The sequence below is a fragment of the Salinivibrio sp. YCSC6 genome (assembly GCF_004916735.1).
Lineage (GTDB): Bacteria > Pseudomonadota > Gammaproteobacteria > Enterobacterales > Vibrionaceae > Salinivibrio > Salinivibrio proteolyticus.
This window is the reverse complement of sequence record NZ_CP039516.1, coordinates 239446-258411: the sequence shown is the minus strand read 5'-3', so window position 1 is coordinate 258411 and position 18966 is coordinate 239446. Positions and strand designations below refer to the sequence as shown.

Annotated in this window: 19 protein-coding genes; 6 read left to right on the top strand and 13 right to left on the bottom strand. The window is 51.4% G+C overall.

Translation table 11 applies throughout. The features are described from left to right. Positions 1-41: 41 nt before the first annotated feature. The 6 genes from E8E00_RS01180 to azu all read right to left on the bottom strand — a co-directional run bounded on the left by E8E00_RS01180 (position 42) and on the right by azu (position 5711). Positions 42-1550: an aldehyde dehydrogenase family protein gene (locus E8E00_RS01180; RefSeq protein ID WP_077480296.1), complete on the bottom strand. Its 1509-nt coding sequence runs from the start codon at positions 1548-1550 to the stop codon at positions 42-44. A 212-nt stretch (positions 1551-1762) separates the two neighbouring features. Beyond that, a complete protein-coding gene (locus tag E8E00_RS01175; RefSeq protein WP_069589680.1) occupies positions 1763-2407 on the bottom strand; it encodes a TIGR04219 family outer membrane beta-barrel protein in 645 nt (214 codons plus the stop codon). 169 nt (positions 2408-2576) lie between these two features. Further along, the gene (gene pspG / locus E8E00_RS01170) at positions 2577-2840 is read right to left on the bottom strand and encodes an envelope stress response protein PspG (RefSeq protein WP_069589681.1); all 264 of its coding nucleotides are present in this window, start codon (positions 2838-2840) and stop codon (positions 2577-2579) included. A gap of 162 nt (positions 2841-3002) precedes the next feature. After that, on the bottom strand, positions 3003-4031 hold the full coding sequence (gene dusA / locus E8E00_RS01165; RefSeq protein WP_168174056.1) for a tRNA dihydrouridine(20/20a) synthase DusA: 1029 nt from the start codon (positions 4029-4031) through the stop codon (positions 3003-3005). A gap of 184 nt (positions 4032-4215) precedes the next feature. Continuing rightward, positions 4216-5148: a glycosyl transferase family 90 gene (locus E8E00_RS01160; protein ID WP_096630087.1), complete on the bottom strand. Its 933-nt coding sequence runs from the start codon at positions 5146-5148 to the stop codon at positions 4216-4218. A gap of 116 nt (positions 5149-5264) precedes the next feature. After that, positions 5265-5711: an azurin gene (gene azu, locus E8E00_RS01155; protein ID WP_069589685.1), complete on the bottom strand. Its 447-nt coding sequence runs from the start codon at positions 5709-5711 to the stop codon at positions 5265-5267. Positions 5712-5994: 283 nt separating this feature from the next. Between azu and zur the strand changes: the two genes are divergently transcribed. Beyond that, positions 5995-6438: a zinc uptake transcriptional repressor Zur gene (zur, locus tag E8E00_RS01150; RefSeq protein ID WP_069589686.1), complete on the top strand. Its 444-nt coding sequence runs from the start codon at positions 5995-5997 to the stop codon at positions 6436-6438. A 29-nt stretch (positions 6439-6467) separates the two neighbouring features. After that, entirely contained in the window at positions 6468-6932 is a 465-nt protein-coding gene (locus E8E00_RS01145; protein WP_069589687.1) for a chemotaxis protein CheX, read from the top strand. Between the two features lie 69 nt (positions 6933-7001). On the opposite strand, the gene pgi is transcribed toward E8E00_RS01145, so the two are convergent. Next, complete coding sequence (pgi, locus tag E8E00_RS01140) at positions 7002-8657, bottom strand: glucose-6-phosphate isomerase (protein ID WP_096631530.1); 1656 nt, start codon at positions 8655-8657, stop codon at positions 7002-7004. A 230-nt stretch (positions 8658-8887) separates the two neighbouring features. On the opposite strand from pgi, the gene E8E00_RS01135 reads away from it, so the two are divergent. Beyond that, the gene (locus E8E00_RS01135; protein WP_096630090.1) at positions 8888-9319 is read left to right on the top strand and encodes a secondary thiamine-phosphate synthase enzyme YjbQ; all 432 of its coding nucleotides are present in this window, start codon (positions 8888-8890) and stop codon (positions 9317-9319) included. A gap of 9 nt (positions 9320-9328) precedes the next feature. On the opposite strand, the gene alr is transcribed toward E8E00_RS01135, so the two are convergent. Together alr and E8E00_RS01125 are read right to left on the bottom strand one after the other, a co-directional pair. Continuing rightward, complete coding sequence (gene alr, locus E8E00_RS01130) at positions 9329-10459, bottom strand: alanine racemase (protein ID WP_077457928.1); 1131 nt, start codon at positions 10457-10459, stop codon at positions 9329-9331. Continuing rightward, entirely contained in the window at positions 10449-11840 is a 1392-nt protein-coding gene (locus E8E00_RS01125; protein ID WP_077765453.1) for a replicative DNA helicase, read from the bottom strand. The genes alr and E8E00_RS01125 overlap by 11 nt, the downstream gene beginning before the upstream one ends. Before the next feature lie 178 nt (positions 11841-12018). Between E8E00_RS01125 and E8E00_RS01120 the strand changes: the two genes are divergently transcribed. After that, positions 12019-12780, top strand: a complete 762-nt coding sequence (locus tag E8E00_RS01120; protein WP_077765452.1) for a YdiY family protein — start codon at positions 12019-12021, stop codon at positions 12778-12780. 72 nt (positions 12781-12852) lie between these two features. Here E8E00_RS01120 and rplI read toward each other — a convergent pair whose 3' ends face one another. The 4 genes from rplI to rpsF are packed head-to-tail and all read right to left on the bottom strand — an operon-like array spanning position 12853 to position 14306. Further along, positions 12853-13302, bottom strand: a complete 450-nt coding sequence (gene rplI, locus E8E00_RS01115; protein ID WP_069589694.1) for a 50S ribosomal protein L9 — start codon at positions 13300-13302, stop codon at positions 12853-12855. Positions 13303-13334: 32 nt separating this feature from the next. After that, on the bottom strand, positions 13335-13562 hold the full coding sequence (gene rpsR, locus E8E00_RS01110; protein ID WP_069589695.1) for a 30S ribosomal protein S18: 228 nt from the start codon (positions 13560-13562) through the stop codon (positions 13335-13337). Between the two features lie 16 nt (positions 13563-13578). Next, positions 13579-13881 (bottom strand): primosomal replication protein N, encoded by a 303-nt coding sequence (gene priB / locus E8E00_RS01105; RefSeq protein WP_069589696.1) that lies wholly within the window; start codon positions 13879-13881, stop codon positions 13579-13581. An 8-nt stretch (positions 13882-13889) separates the two neighbouring features. Continuing rightward, entirely contained in the window at positions 13890-14306 is a 417-nt protein-coding gene (gene rpsF / locus E8E00_RS01100) for a 30S ribosomal protein S6 (RefSeq protein ID WP_069589698.1), read from the bottom strand. A gap of 600 nt (positions 14307-14906) precedes the next feature. Here rpsF and E8E00_RS01095 point away from each other — a divergent pair. Further along, positions 14907-17732: a glycosyl hydrolase family 18 protein gene (locus E8E00_RS01095; protein WP_240531911.1), complete on the top strand. Its 2826-nt coding sequence runs from the start codon at positions 14907-14909 to the stop codon at positions 17730-17732. Between the two features lie 52 nt (positions 17733-17784). Further along, positions 17785-18957 carry a lytic polysaccharide monooxygenase gene (locus E8E00_RS01090; protein ID WP_096630093.1) on the top strand — a complete coding sequence of 391 codons (1173 nt, stop codon included), beginning with the start codon at positions 17785-17787 and terminating at the stop codon, positions 18955-18957. Positions 18958-18966: the final 9 nt, after the last annotated feature.

Sequence of the window (18966 nt, the reverse complement as noted above, 5' to 3'; positions counted from 1 at the left end):
AGCTTAACCAGTGCGGCTTACTGCCGCACTGGTCGATTCGATCAGAAAAAACCCAATGGATTGATGTCGTAACTGACCAGCAAGTTCTTGGTTTGCTGATAGTGGCCAAGCATCATTTTGTGGGTCTCTCGTCCGATACCAGACTTTTTGTAGCCTCCAAATGCGGCATGCGCCGGATAAAGGTGATAGCAATTGGTCCAGACACGACCCGCTTGGATCGCTCTCCCCATCCGATACGCGCGGTTCATATCTCGGGTCCAAAGCCCCGCGCCCAACCCGTACTCAGTGTGGTTGGCAATCGCTAAAGCTTCCGCCTCATCCTTAAAGGTGGTCACCCCAATCACGGGCCCAAAGATCTCTTCTTGGAACACCCGCATATTGTTGTGCCCTTTCAATAGCGTCGGCTGCACATAATAGCCGCCGCCCAAGTCTTGATGGCTGCCACCAATTAATACCTGCGCGCCCTCTTCTTGACCCACTTTCAAGTAGCTCATGATCTTATCAAACTGTTCATCAGACGCTTGCGCTCCCACTTGGGTCTCGGTGTCGAGCGGGTTGCCTTGTTTGATCTTGCCTGCACGCTCAATCACGCGGGCAATAAAATCGTCGTAGATACTTTCTTGGATCAGTGCGCGTGACGGACAGGTACAGACTTCACCTTGGTTGAAAAAGCCCAACAGCAAGCCTTCTACCGCCTTATCGATATAGGCATCCTCTTGCTGCATCACGTCTTCAAAATAAATGTTGGGCGATTTGCCCCCCAACTCCACGGTGGAAGGAATGAGGTTTTCTGCTGCGCAGCGCAGAATATGATGCCCTACAGGAGTGGAACCGGTGAATGCCAGTTTGGCAATCCGTGGTGATGTGGCAAGCGCTTGTCCAGCTTCGGCGCCATAACCATTGACGACATTCACCACACCAGCAGGCAGAAGATCGCCAATTAATTCCATCAATAGCAAAATGGTGGTCGGGGTTTGCTCAGCCGGTTTTAGCACCACGCAGTTCCCTGCCGCCAGTGCGGGGGCAAGCTTCCACGATGCCATCAGCAACGGAAAGTTCCACGGTATGATTTGTCCTACCACGCCTAATGGCTCATAAATGTGGTACGCCACCGTGCCTGCATCCAACTCTGCCGCGGTGCCCTCTTGGGCACGAATACAACCCGCAAAGTAGCGGAAATGGTCGGCGCAAAGGGGAATATCGGCGGCCAAGGTTTCGCGCACGGCTTTGCCGTTCTCCCACGTTTCTGCCACCGCCAGCATTTCCAGGTTCGCTTCAATGCGATCAGCTATTTTTAACAATATATTGGCGCGATCGGTCACCGAGGTTTGGCCCCACGCTGTTTTTGCTTGATGGGCAGCATCCAGCGCAAGGTCGATGTCTTCTGCGCTTGAACGCGGCACTTCAGCCACTGTTTCACCGGTACACGGCGATGTGTTGGCAAAATACTGCCCCTTCACGGGTGGCACCCATTCACCACCAATATAGTTCTCGTAACGCGGTTTAAACTGGACTATGGCGCCTTCGGTGCCGGGCTTTGCGTAAATCATAGCGATTCCTTATTCCATGTCAGAGTGGATGGCGGAGCAATCACTGCTATCTCCTTGCCGTGTCACAGAGGTAGCATGCCAACGTTTTTCCGCACTGGGTATTGGCCGAAAGTCGAAGTGAGAGCCATCCCACAATCGCTATGCGCTTGATTTTAAGTATAAAAAAACCGCGCCTAAGCGCGGTTTTAATGTTGGGGTAACGCAACCATCCATTAAAAGTCGAGTTCTGCACCGACAAAGAAGCCCGTCAGATCCAGTTTGCCGTCATTGTTATCAAAGTAATCAAAGTCATGCTCGATCATTCGATAGCCACCACGTACGTTAAGATCGGCAGCAACAAGGCCCAACTGATACTGAACGCCGGCTTCGGCATCCAAGGTGCTGGTGCCATCAAACTCACCTTTGCTCACGGTCGCAAATACGAATAGTGGTGTGCCCACTAACCCGAGACGCGCATCGGCATACACATTAGGTTGCCACTCATCAAAGCTTTGGCCACCAAATTTGCCCGATTGGAAACGCTGCATATTGATACCCGCGTCAACCGAGACAAGATCGTTGTCTAGCAGCTCGTAATACGCCACAAAGTCAATTTGATCAAAACTGACGTCAGGGTTATCCACGCTAACTGAGGTATGGCGGATCTTCGCATTCGGGATCAGTGGTAAAGGATGTTCAATCGCGGCGTAATACGATCCAGAGGTGCTCGCATCATCGGCTTCAACATTGTTGACATCCGCATCCATGAACCAGGCATCCGCCCCTACTTTACCGCCCGCAAGGGTCGCAGCCTGAGAAGGCATGGCCATCAACGCGGTTAGCGCTGCGGCGGCAAGCGTCATTGAAGTCGTTTTCATGAAACTCTCCACATTGTCGATAAAAAAGTGTCGTCACGCGGAGGCGGCAAAGCCATGCCTTGTCGCCGGTAGATATGAATGATAGCAAGCTTTATGCCCGGATGGCGCTATTCGCATGTTTACCTGCTGGTTTCTCGTGCAGCAGGCCACATTTTTTTACCAAAAAGGCTTAGCGACGACGGTAACGCGCCCAACGACGTTCACGAACAATCACTTCTGGCTCGCCTTTGCGTTGGCGACGGTTACGCTTGAGCAACCAGACAATCGCGGCGATCACCAACAACCAAGGCAACAGTTTAAGCAAGGTGCCAATCATGCCCGCGACCATCATGACCGCGAAGCCAGCCAACATAGCCAGCACCATTCCCATGATGCTCACACCCGTCATAAATAACACAGCCGCAAAGCCAATGAGGAATAGAATTTCGATCATTACGATCTCCTTGTCTTGATAGCGAGACAGACTTTGCAGGTTTCAGGCCAGTTTGTCACTTGGTTTTTTATCCATTTATTCAATGAGTTGCTCAGCATGCTCCGGGCCTTACCACGCATTTCGTCAAATTTATCACTAATAAGTAGTTATTTTGGCCACGTTTTACGCGTCCAACCAATCGTCAGGAATATGACTCATGGCGGTAGTCAGTACCTCAATACCGGCTCCCGGTTTATGCGCATTCTCGCTGATATAACGGCGCCACTGGCGCGCGCCCGGCATGTTTTGGAATAACCCTAACATGTGGCGGCTAATGTGATTAAGCTGCGCACCTTGGCGTAATTGTTGCTCGATATAGGGGAACATGCCTTCAACCACTTGGCGGCGACTCACACGTGCCTGCGCGCTGCCAAACAAACGCTGATCGACATCCGCCAATAAGAAAGGATTTTGATACGCCTCACGACCGACCATCACTCCGTCCAGATGCGCAAGGTGCTGCTCGGCTTCTTCAAGGGTTTTCACGCCACCATTAATAGCCATGACCAGATGTGGAAAGTCTTTTTTAAGCTGATACACACGCGGGTAATCCAGCGGTGGAATTTCACGATTTTCTTTGGGGCTCAGGCCTTTCAACCACGCTTTACGCGCATGAATCGTGAACATATCACAGCCGCCTTTTTCACTGACGATGCCCACAAAGTCGGTCAAAAATTCGTAGCTATCTTGCTCATCTATACCAATGCGAGTTTTCACCGTGATGGGCACATCAGTCACTTCACGCATCGCAGACACACACTGCGCCACCAGCTCAGGTTCAGCCATTAGGCACGCACCAAACCGCCCGTTTTGAACCCGATCCGACGGGCAACCAACGTTGAGGTTAATTTCATCATAGCCACACTCGGCTGCCAGCTTGGCGCACGTTGCCAAATCCGCCGGATCCGATCCCCCCAGCTGCAACGCCACCGGATGCTCCTGCTCGTTGTAAGCAAGATAGTCCGCTTTACCATGAATGATCGCGCCCGTGGTCACCATCTCGGTAAACAACAAAGTGTGTTCTGATAGTAAGCGATGAAAATAACGGCAGTGACGATCCGTCCAATCGAGCATGGGCGCAACAGAGAAACGCTGCATCACCGTTTTTGGCGTCACATCAGGGCTGGCGGCGGTTTTGCTGGGGTTAGTCATGGTCTCGAATCTCTGCAAATTACGTTAAACGACAGTCGTTTTCGACAGGCGGACGCGGATTATACACATTGCATCGGTAAGATTTAAGCAGAACCATCCCGCCTGACCACGAGGCAGAAGAAAAGCACAAGCTAACAGTATGGCAGCCGTTATGATGGTATAAACCAAACCAGCCCCTGTGCTTCTATAGCTGCTGCGAAAGCCGAAAGTATTTCTCTGCCACTAAGTAGCTGATCACCGCCTCTTTTTGTCGGTCGCAGAATTGATTTACCCACTGATGGGCATTGTGAATGATCGCTTGCGCTTCATGCGGGTAGGTAAGGTAATGATCGATAACTGCCTCTAGGTTGGAAAAATCTGCGTTCACTTCGGCATAGTGAACCCCAGGGATTAATTGGCCCTCCATAAACCAAGTTTCATACTCCAGCGGCGGTGAGAGGCACAGCGAGTTGGATGACAGTATCCACTTTAAATTGGTCGCAACGTCTTTCCCTTCCACACTGAGAATAAACTTATGCTGTAACTGCGCATGCGGTGTTAGCGGGGCTTTTCGATAAGCTTGGTCAGTGTCATTCACGGGGCGGGTATCCCCGACATCAATGATAGGGTGCGTGTAAAAGCGGCGAAGAAGTTGGCGACGCTTGTGATTAAAACAGCGTCCACGCCATACCGCGCTATCGCGTTTTTGCCCAAACGGAACAGGATCATCGATAAATTGAAAATGACGCACCGCATTGAGCTTGAGTAGTACGGCGTTTTGATTGTCGCCATGAATGGGACGACTCTTTACAAAGGCTGGCGTAAGTGGCGGTTGCGTGACATCGCCACCTAAGTAATGCAAAAACAAGCCGTTGGGGAACCAGCGCATCACTCGCAATATATCTAAAAAATACACCGAGCCGTGATCTTGTCTCACTCGGCCCGTCTGATGATCGCAATATTGCTCCGACAAACAAAACGGGGCATTCAAACGGTTGTAATAGCTGACACGTTGGTCAATATCAGATTTGTGCTGCTGATAAATGGGCAATAGTTGCCGGCACATCCATGAGCGATACCAATCATTAGGGAGCGCATTGAGTGCCAAGTTATAACTATAGTAGCGGAGTTTTTTCACCCTCTTGCTCCGTCAATCCGTTTGCGAAAATCTATTTACCGCAAAGCCTAGTCGAGCAAGATGACGAGCAAATGAAATGGCGAGAGAGCCTGTTGCTCGCTCTCTCGCGACAAGACTTATTCGATGGTGAATTTGCCTTTCATCACAGTCCAGTGGCCTGGGAAAGAGCAGAAATAGGTTAAGTCTTTGCCTTTCAGTCCTTCAGTTGAGAAGGTAATCGTGGTGCTTTCGCCGCCGCCAATCAATTTGGTATGCGCCAAGATGCGATCATCGCCTTGTGGCAAATAATCGTTATTTGGGCCGGCACCCGCGCCTTTCATGGCAATGTCTTGCAGGTTAGATGTTTCTGACAGCACCCAGTTGTGGCCCATCGAGGTCACAGGCATGGAGCCTTGGTGCTCCAGGGTTAGCGTCACTTCACTGCAGCTTGCTGGCACGGATAGCGATGTTTGATCGTAGGCCATTTTATCACCGGTGGTGACAGTTAACTCACACTCGTTGGCAGCCGCTTGCGTAGAAACAGACGCGAACGCCAGTGCGGCGAGGGCTAACAGTTTTTTCATCGGTACATACTCCTATTATGGATGTAAAGGTATGTTTTTTATGCCTGTGGCACGGTGTCATCATACGGACTCGCTACAAGAAAACAGTTAGCCGATTCAAAGATCAGCAGATTGTTAACTGTTTTTATTTTGCTCAATACTGTGAGAGGCCTGATCGCGATCAAGCGATACACGTAAAGCTATTTACAGGTGTGTGATAACGCATAGGATTAAAGACAGACAGGGTGCGCTGACCAGTGGCTATGATAAGATAACAAACTGACTGTCAGCACTTTGAGGCGCTATGACCAATACCACTGGGTTACTGCACCGCGCACAGCAGCTTTGTGAGCAGCGAGGAGTAAGGCTTACTCCACAACGTACGCGCGTTTACGAAATTATTGCCAACTACTCACGCGCCATCAGTGCCTATGAGTTGCTTGATGTGTTGCGCGAAACAGAACCACAAGCCAAACCCCCAACTGTCTATCGTGCGCTAGACTTTCTATTAGCGCAGGGGTTTGTACACAAAGTGGAGTCAACCAACAGCTACATCGCTTGTTGTCATTTGGGGCACCAAGGACACTGCTCGCAACTGTTGATTTGCGATCAATGCGGTACGGTCGAAGAGTGCCACACCGAGGAGCTGTCGGATGCATTGCGTGAAAAGGCGCAGCAAGTGGGCTTTCACGTACAACACCATGTGATTGAAACGCATGGCACATGTGCACAGTGCTTGGCTCAATAACATTGAATTGATTAGGACGGACATTCTTTATGGAAGCACAATTCGTCAACCCATTCCTGACCTCGCTGATTAACGTGCTGCAAACCATGGCACAGTTAGATATTCAGCCTGAGAAGCCTCACCTAAAGAAATCCGAGATCGCTAAAGGGGATGTTTCTGGGTTAATCGGTATGGTTGGCCCACAAACCAAAGGGTCGTTCTCAGTGACCTTTGACGAAGATATGGCGCTGGAGATCATGTTTCGCATGCTCGGTGAGCGCGCAGACTCGATCAACGAGGAAGTCACTGACATGGTGGGTGAAATCACCAATATGGTGACCGGGGGTGCCAAGCGTATTCTGTCAGAAAAAGGCTTTGAGTTTGAGATGGCAACCCCAGTGGTGGTGTCTGGTAAAGGTCATACCATCAATCACAAAAGCGATGGGCCTGTGATTATTATGCCGTTTAAATCGCCTCACGGTACTGCCTTCATTGAAATCTGCTTTGATCACTAAGACAGCACGGCTCGATACACAAACGCCGCGCAATTGCGCGGCGTTTTTTTCGTTTCACCGTTTAAGCGATTACGCTTGGCGCCATTGCTTAAAGGTGTTGATCAAGCCATTGGTCGAGCTGTCATGGCTGTCGATTTCGTTATTATCGCTCAGCTCTGGCAGGATGTTGTTTGCGAGCTGTTTACCTAGCTCAACGCCCCACTGATCAAAGCTGTAGATATTCCAAATCACACCCTGAGTGAAGATTTTGTGCTCGTACATCGCAATCAACGCGCCCAAGGTATATGGCGTGATTTGATTGACCAGAATCGAGTTCGTCGGGCGGTTGCCCTCAAACACTTTAAACGGTGCGATCGCAGCAACTTCATCGGCTGATTTACCCGCTTTTGCTAGCTCGGCTTCCACTTGCTCTCGATCTTTACCAAATGCCAATGCTTCAGTCTGAGCGAAGAAGTTAGCCATCAATTTGGCGTGATGATCGCCAATCGCGTTGTGACTATGCACTGGAGCAATAAAGTCACACGGGATTAATTTGGTGCCTTGGTGGATCAGCTGATAGAACGCATGCTGACCATTGGTACCCGGCTCACCCCAAATGATTGGGCCGGTTTGATAGTCAACCGGATTACCGTTGCGGTCCACATACTTACCGTTTGATTCCATATTGCCTTGTTGGAAATAGGCAGCAAAACGGTGCATGTATTGATCGTAAGGTAAAATGGCTTCTGATTCTGCGCCGTGGAAGTTGTTGTACCAAATACCAATCAGTGCCAACAGCACCGGCATGTTCTGCGCCATCGGTGCGGTTTTGAAGTGGTTATCCATTTGATGGGCACCGTCAAGCAGTGCAACAAAGTTGTCGTAACCTACGCCCAAACAGATAGAAAGACCAATCGCCGACCACAATGAGTAACGACCACCCACCCAGTCCCAGAATTCGAACATGTTGGCCGTATCAATACCAAACTCAGACACCGCTTTTGCGTTGGTAGAAAGCGCGGCAAAGTGCTTCGCCACTTGGCTTTCATCCCCTGCTGCGTTCATAAACCAATCACGCGCTGTATGGGCGTTGGTCATGGTTTCTTGGGTGGTAAAGGTTTTTGACGCCACCAAGAACAAGGTAGTTTCTGGATTTAGATCTTTTAACGTTTCGGCGATATGCGTGCCATCCACGTTAGAGACAAAGTGCAGGTTCAAATGGTTTTTGTACGCGGCGAGCGCTTCGGTCACCATGTAAGGACCAAGATCTGAGCCACCGATACCAATGTTAACCACATCTGTAATCGCTTTGCCGGTATAGCCTTTCCATTCACCGCTGATCACACGCTCGGAAAACGACTGCATTTGCGACAGTACCGCGTTCACTTTTGGCATCACATCTTCGCCATCCACCATGATGGGTGAATTGCTGCGGTTACGCAGTGCTGTATGGAGCACGGCACGATCTTCGGTGCGGTTGATCTTCTCACCGTCAAACATCGCGCTGATCGCGTCCGCCACACCGGTTTCATCCGCCAGTGCCAGCAACTTGGTCAGTGTTTCTTCACTGATCAGGTTTTTGGAATAATCCAACAGAATGCTGTCTTCGAATTGGGTCGAGAAATGGGCGAATCGCTGTGGGTTGTCGGCAAAAAGATCCGCCAGTGTGTAGTCCTGTGCTTCTTCAAAGTGGGCGGTCAGTGATTGCCACGCCACGGTTTGAGTGGGATTAATTGTCTTTAGCATCATGGTCATCCAAATCGCGTTGTGAATGCCGCTGTTAGCATAACAGCCGGCAAGGATCCTGTATTGTCTCAGCGTCACCACGCTGTTCGCGGTGGCAATTGGAGTAATATTACATAATCACAGCCAGATTCTCACATGCAATTGCTGTGAGAGGGTTGCGATTAATCATAGAATAGTTGGATAAGCCTTGAGCTTTTCGCTCACGACGAGGATCACAACAAGGACTGCTTATGTGGTATCAAACCGAAATTCAATTGCGCCCACGCCCGCGGGGCTTTCACCTTATTACCGACGACATCGTATCAGCGCTGCCTATCATCGATGAGATTGATATCGGGATGGTACAGGTGTTTATCAAGCATACCTCGGCGAGTTTGACCTTGAATGAAAATGCGGACCCCACAGTGCGCCAAGATATGGAAGCGCACTTTAACCACTCAGTGCCAGAACGCGCGCCCTATTATCAGCATACCTATGAAGGCGATGATGACATGCCAGCGCATCTTAAAGCATCGTTACTAGGCGCAAGCGTCACGATTCCCATCAGCCAAGGTCGGCTCAATCTCGGTACATGGCAAGGGATTTATCTGGGCGAGCATCGCGATCATGGCGGTACACGCACCTTGGTGGTCACTGTGCAAGGTGCGCCACGTACCGCTTAACATAAAAAGCTACACCGCGGCGTCATCGGCCGCGTTTAAGGCGAGATATTGACGAGGCACGCGGCCGGTGACTTGGCAAACTAATTCATAGCCAATGGTATCGACCAAGCGGGCAATGCGCTCGACGGGAAGCTCAGGCCCCCACAGTACCGCTTCATCACCCACTTTGTCGGTCGCATCTGGGCCCAGATCAACGGTGATCATATCCATCGAGACACGCCCAGCCAGCGGCACTTCGCGACCATTCAGCCAAACAGGGGTGCCGTCAGGTGCAGAGCGTGGATAGCCATCGCCATAGCCGATCGCAATCACGCCAATCAAGGTATCGCGCGAACTGCGCCAACGCGCACCATAGCCTACCGGCTCGCCCGCTTTCAGTTCGCGAACAGCCATCACCCGGGACGTCAATCGCATTGCCGGTTTTAGTCCTAGCTGTTCGCCGGTGAGTTCAATTCGCGACGAAATGCCATATAGACAAATGCCGGGACGCACCCAGTCAAAATGACTTTGCGGCCAAAACAAGGTCCCTGAGGAGGCTGCCAGCGACCGCTCTCCGCTTAGCCCTTCCGTCACCTGTATGAAGGTGTCTATCTGTGCTTGCGTAATCGGATTATCCAGCTCGTCCGCACAGCCAAAGTGACTGAGAAAGCCAATGTCAGCGGCCACATTGTCACAAGCATTAAGAGCGGCGAGTGCTTCCGGCACTTGCTCAGGCTGGAAACCTAAGCGGTGCATGCCTGAGTCAACTTTTAACCACACGGGTAACGGCTCACTTAACGAGGCTTGGGTTAGCATCGCTACTTGCTCTTTACAATGCACGGTTGCCGTCAATTGATGAGTGACTAATAACGGCAGTTCATCCGCTTCATAAAATCCTTCCAGCAAGACGATGGGCAATTGGATCCCGGCACGACGTAACGTCAATGCTTCTTCCACCCGTGCCACACCGAAGGCATCGCTAAACGGGGCCAAGGTGGTGGCAACAGACGCGAGCCCATGCCCGTAACCATCGGACTTCACCACCGTCATCACTTTACTGTTAGGCGCTTTACGGCGCATCACTTGGATGTTGTGCACCATCGCCTCGGGATCAATCAAGGCACGAGCTGCATTGGTCATGGTAGACAGATCACTCATCATCAAACGCGGGCCCTGCATAGTTATCAAATCGCGAATACTGTCCTTGGAAGGTGAGACGCACACTACCAATCGGACCGTTACGCTGTTTACCAATCAGGATTTCCGCAATCCCTTTCATCGCACTTTCTGGGTTGTAGACTTCGTCTCGGTAAATAAACATGATCAAGTCGGCATCCTGCTCAATGGCGCCCGATTCACGTAAGTCCGAGTTAACTGGGCGTTTATCCGCCCGTTGCTCCAACGAGCGGTTCAGCTGCGATAGCGCCACTACAGGCACGTTCAGCTCTTTCGCGAGCGCTTTGAGCGAGCGAGAAATTTCGGCAATTTCAAGGGTTCGGTTTTCTTGTAAACCCGGAACACGCATCAATTGCAGGTAGTCGACCATGATCATGCTCAGACCGCCATGTTCACGTGCAACGCGACGTGCTCGCGAGCGCACATCGGTCGGTGTCAGACCGGAGCTGTCATCGATGTACATGTTCTTTTTCTGCATCAAGATCCCCATCGATGAGGAGATGCGCGCCCAGTCCTCATCATCAAGCTGACCGGTCCGGATCTTGGTTTGATCGACGCGCGAGAGCGAGGCCAACATACGCATCATCAGCTGTTCAGCCGGCATCTCGAGCGAGAAGATCAACACGGGTTTTTCTTGGTCCATCGCCGCGTTTTCACACAAGTTCATCGCAAAGGTGGTTTTACCCATCGATGGACGTGCTGCGACAATGATTAAATCAGACGGCTGTAGGCCGGCAGTTTTTTTGTTCAGGTCAGTAAAGCCTGTCGATACGCCCGTGACACCATCTTGCGGTGACTTAAAGAGCTCTTCAATGCGCTCCAGTGTTTTGCTCAGCACCGAGTCAATATGCTGCGGCCCTTCGTTTTCACTGGTTCGAGATTCGGCAATCGCAAACACCTTGCTCTCGGCCATATCGAGCAGATCTTCCGAGCTACGCCCTTGCGTGTCATAGCCCGCATCGGCGATTTCATTGGCGACCCCAATCAGATTACGCACCATGGCACGCTCTCGCACAATATCAGCGTAAGCAATAATGTTGGCCGCACTTGGGGTGTTTTTCGCCAACTCCGCTAAATAAGCAAAACCGCCCACATCGTCGAGCTTGCCCGCTTTTTCAAGGTGCTCAGAGAGGGTGATCAAATCTAGTGGCTTGCCTTCATCGAGCAAGGTCTTGGTCGCATCGAAAATTAATCGATGGGGGCGACTGTAAAAGTCATGGCTGACGACTTTTTCCGCAACCGCATCCCAGCGCTCGTTATCCAACATCAAGCCACCCAGCACGGACTGCTCGGCTTCAATGGAATGTGGCGGCACTTTGAGGTTAGCGACTTGTTGATCTTTTGCGGGTTTACGATTGTCTGCCATAACGAACTCACCTATTACTGATGGGCGCCATTATACCCGCTGTCCTAGCGAGACGCTGCCCTGTCAGCCATTTTTTTCCAAACGCTGAATAATCACCGCGGATTTTAACCCAAATTTGACCGCTTCAACGCTGACGATCCCTATCATAGCGCGCCTGAGACAGTGTGAGGGTAAAGCCATGAAATCTGTTTATACGCCGCTTTGGATCTCACTATGTGTCGCGTGTATCAGTCCTGCCTATGCAACCGAGCAAGACGACACGCCAAGGTCACCTTGGTCATCCGATATTTCCATCGGTTATCAACGTCTGGGCGGCAATGCCGATTCACAAACGATCAACAGTGAGTTAAACGGCCAATACCAAATCGAACAATACAGTTATCAAGCCAGCGTCAGTCTGCTGCAGGTTGAAAAAGATGGCGAAGAGGACAAACGCAAAACGGAGTTCGAATCCCAAGCCAATATGAAGCTTAGCGCGCAAAGCTATGCGCTGCTGAACGCCACGTACGTCGCTGACCGTTATGGCCCTTACTTTGACGACTTTATGCTCGCAACCGGTCTTGGCTACCAATGGATCGAGCGTGACGCATTAAGTGTCAGCACAGAGATAGGTCCCGGTTTTCGTTACCAACGGCCAAATTTGGACGAAATTGATGACGATGATCTGATCATGCCCTATTCGGTCAGTGAGCCTGTCGTCCGCGCTCAAGCCAAATGGCAGTGGCGTTTTTTAGATAATGCCAGTATCGAGGGACGCACACAGGTGGTGTCTGGGGAAAGCAATACCAGTGTGGAAGGCGTGTTGTCGCTAGCTACCACCATTACCGAAAAGCTTTCAATTAAGCTGACGGGAAAACAAAACTACATGAGTGAAGTGCCACCGGGGCTGAAGCACAAAGACAGTGTGTTCACGGTCGGATTACGGTATCAGTGGCTTTAACGGTTATCTGTTCACAGTCATAAAAAAAGCCAGCCTTATCGGCTGGCTCTTTCACAAACATTGTCTTGGCAATTACGCAGCAACAACGTTCACTTTTACGGTTGCGAATACGTCAGAGTGCAGTTGCACGCTGATTTCGTACTCACCAGTGTTGCGCAGTGCGCCTTCTGGTAGACGAACTTCGCTCTTCGCGATTTCAACGCCTGCTGCAGTTACAGCGTCAGCGATGTCACGAGTACCGATAGAACCGAACAGCTTGCCTTCGTCGCCCGCTTTAGATGCGATCTCAACCGCTTCTAGCGCTTCAACTTTCTCAGCACGCGCTTGAGCAGCAGCCAGTTGCTCAGCAACTTTTGCTTCTAGCTCAGCACGACGTGCTTCGAAGTGTTCGATGTTTGATTTGGTTGCCATAACAGCCTTACCTTGTGGGATAAGGAAGTTACGCGCGTAACCAGACTTAACAGTTACCTGATCACCTAGGCCACCCAGGTTACCGATTTTATCAAGTAGAATAACTTGCATTCTTCAATCCTCTCTAACGTGGACAGTTCCGATTACTGATGCTTGTCAGTGTACGGCAGCAGGGCCAGGTAACGAGCGCGCTTGATAGCACGAGCCAGTTGACGCTGGTACTTAGCACGAGTACCAGTGATACGGCTAGGTACAATCTTACCAGATTCGGTAATGTAGTTTTTTAGAGTCGCTACATCTTTGTAGTCGATCTCTTGTACGCCTTCTGCAGTGAAACGGCAGAATTTACGACGACGGAAGAAACGTGCCATGGGCTTATCTCCTGATCTAAATGTCTATAATGTGGTCGGCATGCAATACCAATTTTCCCTCGCCTTGTCGGCTGGTCTGGTAAGCGAGAAAACCGCTTACCTTGATATGGCTGCCTAAAGCTAAATCGTGAGTCTGTTGTGTTGACCCTTGCCCGCTTACCACCACCGGCAGACGACAATACACCTGACGGGGAAGGTTCGCTTCGAGTTGCGTGGAACGATGCTCTAACACAAAGTGGCAGTGCGGGATCCCTGCAGGGCTCTGGCGGTGGACCGGAGCTTTACTGATTACACCAGCAAGTTCCAATCGATTGGTCATCACAGCAATTACTCAGCAGCGCTCTCGCCTTCAGCTTTCGCTTCTGGTTTCGCTTCTGCACGCTCTTCGCGCTCAGGGCGATCTTCACGCTTAGCAGTACGCTCTTCTTTAGCCTTCATCATGACAGATGGCTCAGTGATAGCGTCTTTGGTACGCATGATCATGTTACGGATCACAGCGTCGTTGAAGCGGAACGTGCTTTCTAGCTCGTCAATCACAGATTGCTCAGCTTCTACGTTCATCAGAACATAGTGTGCTTTGTGCAGTTTGTTGATTGGGTAAGCCAGTTGACGACGGCCCCAGTCTTCTAGACGGTGGATTTGACCACCCGCATCTTTGATAGACGCAGTGTAACGCTCGATCATGCCAGCAACTTGCTCGCTCTGATCAGGGTGCACCATGAATACGATTTCGTAATGACGCATTGAGTTGCTCCTTACGGATTAATCAGCTTCCACAATTGGCCCGGTCGTCCAGCGGAAGCAAGGAACGAAAAATAAAAGACCGAGAATCAGGCGCGAGATAGTACAGAATTGCAGCGCCATTAGCAAACAGATTTTCTCTTCATCGGCTCACCTTGCTGTCATCCTGTCACAACCAAACCAAAACGCCTCGCGACCTGTTCGATTATGGTCATTTCCATTCGTGTTTACTCGCACGACACAACCACTTAATTTGCGAAAAACAACAACTTACTGATAACAATTGGCGTGACATTGCGCCAAAAAACATGACGCATAGCAAAAAAATCAGGAAATCAACCCTGAAAATTGTCAAGTTTGTTTAAGTTTCAACCAACATCACGCTATTGATGCACTTCTTTTTTACCAATAATTAATTTCTGAACCCGCGCTCAAATTATTGCACTTCCGCCTCCATTTCTTGGCATCAATTGCCCAACATAGCGGTTTTATTGCCTATTGTTGATATTTAAGTCACCTATACAGGCAAAAAAGTAAGGAAAAGGACACATCAAACGCTACCTGCATTGATGAAATTCGCTTCAAAAATTTTGGGAGCAAAATATGAAACTGATGACGCCATCACGTGCCGTCGCGCTAGGTTTGGCGGGACTCGCGTTAAGTAGCCCCAGCGTACATGCTGCGGTTGATTGCCAGCCCCTGCCCAATTGGCAAAGTGGCAATACCTACACCCAAGGGGATCAAGTTAAAGCGGACGATACCGCCTATGAGGCAAGGTGGTGGACGCAAGCCGATCCTGCCACCCAATCAGGGGAGTGGAAAGCGTGGAAAATCCTCGGCCAGTGCGCGGGCAGCGTCAACCAAGCCCCTACCGCAACCTTAACCGTCTCCCCGTCTGGACCCGTTAAGGTTGGCGACACACTCACCTTCACCCTCGCCGGAACCGACACGGATGGCACAGTGACCTCATTCGTACTCTCACAAGGCGAGACTGTCTTATATGAAGGTGCAGAAGCGACCACCATTGACTGGCAAGCCGAACAAACGGGGCGCTTTACGTTTACGCTCACCGTGACCGACGACAAAGGCGCGACCGATACCCAAACATTGCAACAGGTAGTGGGGGATGACCAAACCGGCGGCGATGAGTATGCCTGTCGCCCTGCTGGTTTATACACCACCCCAGATGTCGACGTACCGTATTGCTCGGTGTATGACGAAAACGGCCTGGAAGACATGGGCGCCGATCACCCTCGCCGTGTCATTGGCTATTTCACCAGCTGGCGAAACGGTGCCAACGGCCAGCCAGCTTATTTAGTCAGCGATATTCCTTGGGACAAGATCACCCACATTAACTACGCCTTTGCCCATGTTAACGCGGACAACCAATTGTCTATCGGCGATCCCAACGCCCCCGATAACCCAGCGACCCAAATGACCTGGCCGGGCGTGGCTGGCGCAGAAATGGATCCAACCCTGCCGTACAAAGGCCACTTTAACTTGCTCAACAAGTATAAAAAGCAGCACCCCGACGTGAAAACGCTGATCTCCGTGGGTGGCTGGGCCGAAACCGGGGGCTACTTCGGTGAAAACGGCGAGCGCATCGACAGTGGCGGTTTCTACACCATGACCACCAATGCCGATGGCAGCGTCAACCAAGCTGGCATTAAAGCTTTCACCGACAGTGCCGTCGCCTTCTTGCGCCAATATGGCTTTGATGGTCTCGACATTGATTATGAATACCCATCGTCAATGAAAGACTCAGGCCACCCTGACGATTTCAGCTACTCTAACCCACGTCGGGCGCACTTGAATAAATCCTACCAAGTGCTGATGAAGTCGCTGCGTGAAGCGCTCGATAAAGCCAGTGCACAAGATGGCAAGCACTATATGCTAACCATTGCCGCACCGTCGTCGGGTTACTTATTGCGCGGGATGGAAACCTTCCAAACCACCCAATACTTAGATTACGTCAACATTATGAGCTATGACCTGCACGGGGCATGGAACGATCATGTTGGCCATCAGGCGCCGCTGTACGACACCGGCGAAGACTCGGAGCTTAAACAGTGGAATGTCTACCAAACCCCTGAGTTTGGCGGGATTGGTTATTTAAATACCGACTGGGCTGCGACCTACTTTATGGGCGGTATGTCTCCCGGCCGCATCAATATTGGTATCCCGTATTACACCCGTGGCTTTAAAGACGTACAAGGGGGCGATAAAGGCCTTTGGGGACGCGCGCCACTGCCAAACCAAAGTGAGTGCCCAGCCGGCACCGGTGTCGGTGAGAAAAACAAATGCGGCAACGGTGCAGTCGGGATAGATAACCTTTGGCATGATGTGGACGAGCTCGGCAACGAAGTGCCTGCAGGCTCTAACCCATTGTGGCATGTGAAAAACCTGCTCGACGGCAAACTACCGGCCTATGCGGCGGAATACGGACTCGACCCTGAGCAAGACCCCACTGATCGCCTTACTGGTAGTTATCAGCGTTACTACGATGACATCGCCAAAGCGCCATGGGTTTGGAACGAGGAAAAACGTGTATTTCTGTCGATGGAAGACGAAACCTCGATGGCCGAGAAAGTGGACTACGTAGTCAACAAAGGCCTAGGCGGGGTGATGTTCTGGGAGCTGGCGGGGGATTATCGCTATGATGATCAGCGTCAAGCCTATTTTATGGGTGACACCCTGACCTCGCTGGCGTACCAAACCTTTAAGCAATCCGGCAGCGACTACTCGCTACAACGTGGCGACGCCAACTTCCAAGTGCCAAGCGAGCAAGTGGATGTCACGTTTGACGCACTGAACTTCCCAGTGGGCGATGACAACTACCCTATCCGCCCCACGTTCCGCTTTACCAACCACTCGGATCTGGACTTATCGGGCGCCACCATCAGCTTTGATGTGCCGGTTTCAACCTCGGCCATTTTTAAATCTGACTGGAACGCCCAGAAAAAGCTGCGCATGGAAGTCGTACGTGATAGCAGCAATGCCAGTGGTAACAACATCGGCGGGTTTGATGCCACGCATCATCGCTTTGCCATCACCTTGATTAACGAATGGGGCGGCATTGAGCAAAGCTTTAAGCCGGGTGAAACCTTGGACGCTCAGGTGATGTACTACATGCCGATCACCAACCCGACCAATATCACCATCGAAAAAGATGGCCAGCGCTATGCGGTAAAGCAGGAGTATCCAAGCCTTCCGCCTGCGCTACCCGGTAGCACTGGTCAAAGTGGTGGCGACACTCAGTGTCCCGGCGTCGATGTTGCCAGCCTGAGTACCTACCCCAACTGGCCCAATGGTGGCAACCATGCCAGCGGTGGCGACCAACTTATCTACCAAGATGCAGTATGGGAAGCCAAATGGTGGACCCAAGCGGCACCCGGTGGTCAAGCTTGGCGCCAAGTCTGCAGCCTCTAATCCATTTCTGGTCTTGAATGCGGGGGCTGCGTGCCCCCGTTAAGGAGTCGTTATGTTCAAGTCTTCGCTCTCACAGTTTTCCTGCCGCAGCGCCGTGGCCCTTGCGCTGGTCGCAAGCAGTTCACAAGTGATGGCACATGGCTATTTAGAAAGCCCCAAAGCACGCCAAGCGATTTGCCATGAGCAAGGAGGCTATTGGTGGCCTTCAGATGGATCACGTATCCCTAACGCTGCCTGTCGCACTGCGTTCTTAGAATCGGGGCACTACCCGTTTGTGCAACACCACGAATCAGCCCAATTGGTGGCGGATTATCGCAATATGGATGCGGTGAAAGCGGCCGTTACCGATGGCAACTTATGTGGTGCCGGTGATCCCAATAAAGCCGGGATCAGTTTGCCCTCACCGGATTGGCAACGGACCGAAGTCACCCCTGATGGCAATGGGCAAATTGACGTGCGTTTTCGCGCCACCACACCGCACAACCCAAGCTTTTGGGAAATTTATCTGACCAAGCCAGACTACAACGGCGCGACCGATGCGCTGACGTGGGACGATCTCGAAAAGATCGACACCTTTGGCGACCTGCCCATTGTGGTTGGCGATAACGGTAACCGGTATTACGAGATGACCGTGACCCTGCCCGCCGATCGTCAAGGTGATGCCATTCTCTATAGCCGTTGGCAACGTATTGATCCGGCCGGAGAAGGCTTCTACAACTGTGCCGACATCACTATCACCCCTAGTCAGACCGCACCCGCCCAATGGCACGAGCTAGGATACTTTGTCCCACATCCACAAATGGCAGCATTGGGCGATCGCGTGCGCGCCCGCTTGCACAATCGCCAAGGCCAAGAAGTCGTGGATGTCACACTCACCCTGACGGACCAAAATGTGGCGAATTGGCCACACGCACTGGCCAGCCTTATCGAGCAACAGGCTAACGAGCCCTTACGTATCGGGGTGATGCGCCACGGTGAGATCCATTTTAATGCCGATGACGTGGTGCAAAACCAAGTCTTTAGCCATCACGATAGCTATAGCTTCAACCTGTCGGTGATCCCGGCTACCGACGAACACACCAGCAACCTGCCCGCTTGGAGTGCATCTGACGTCTATGTGGCCAAGGATCGCGTGCGCTATGGCGACAACATCTACCAAGCAAAATGGTGGACACGCAACGAGCAACCCGGCGCTGCCCTTGTTTGGCAACGCGTGACACAATAAGGAGCAAAC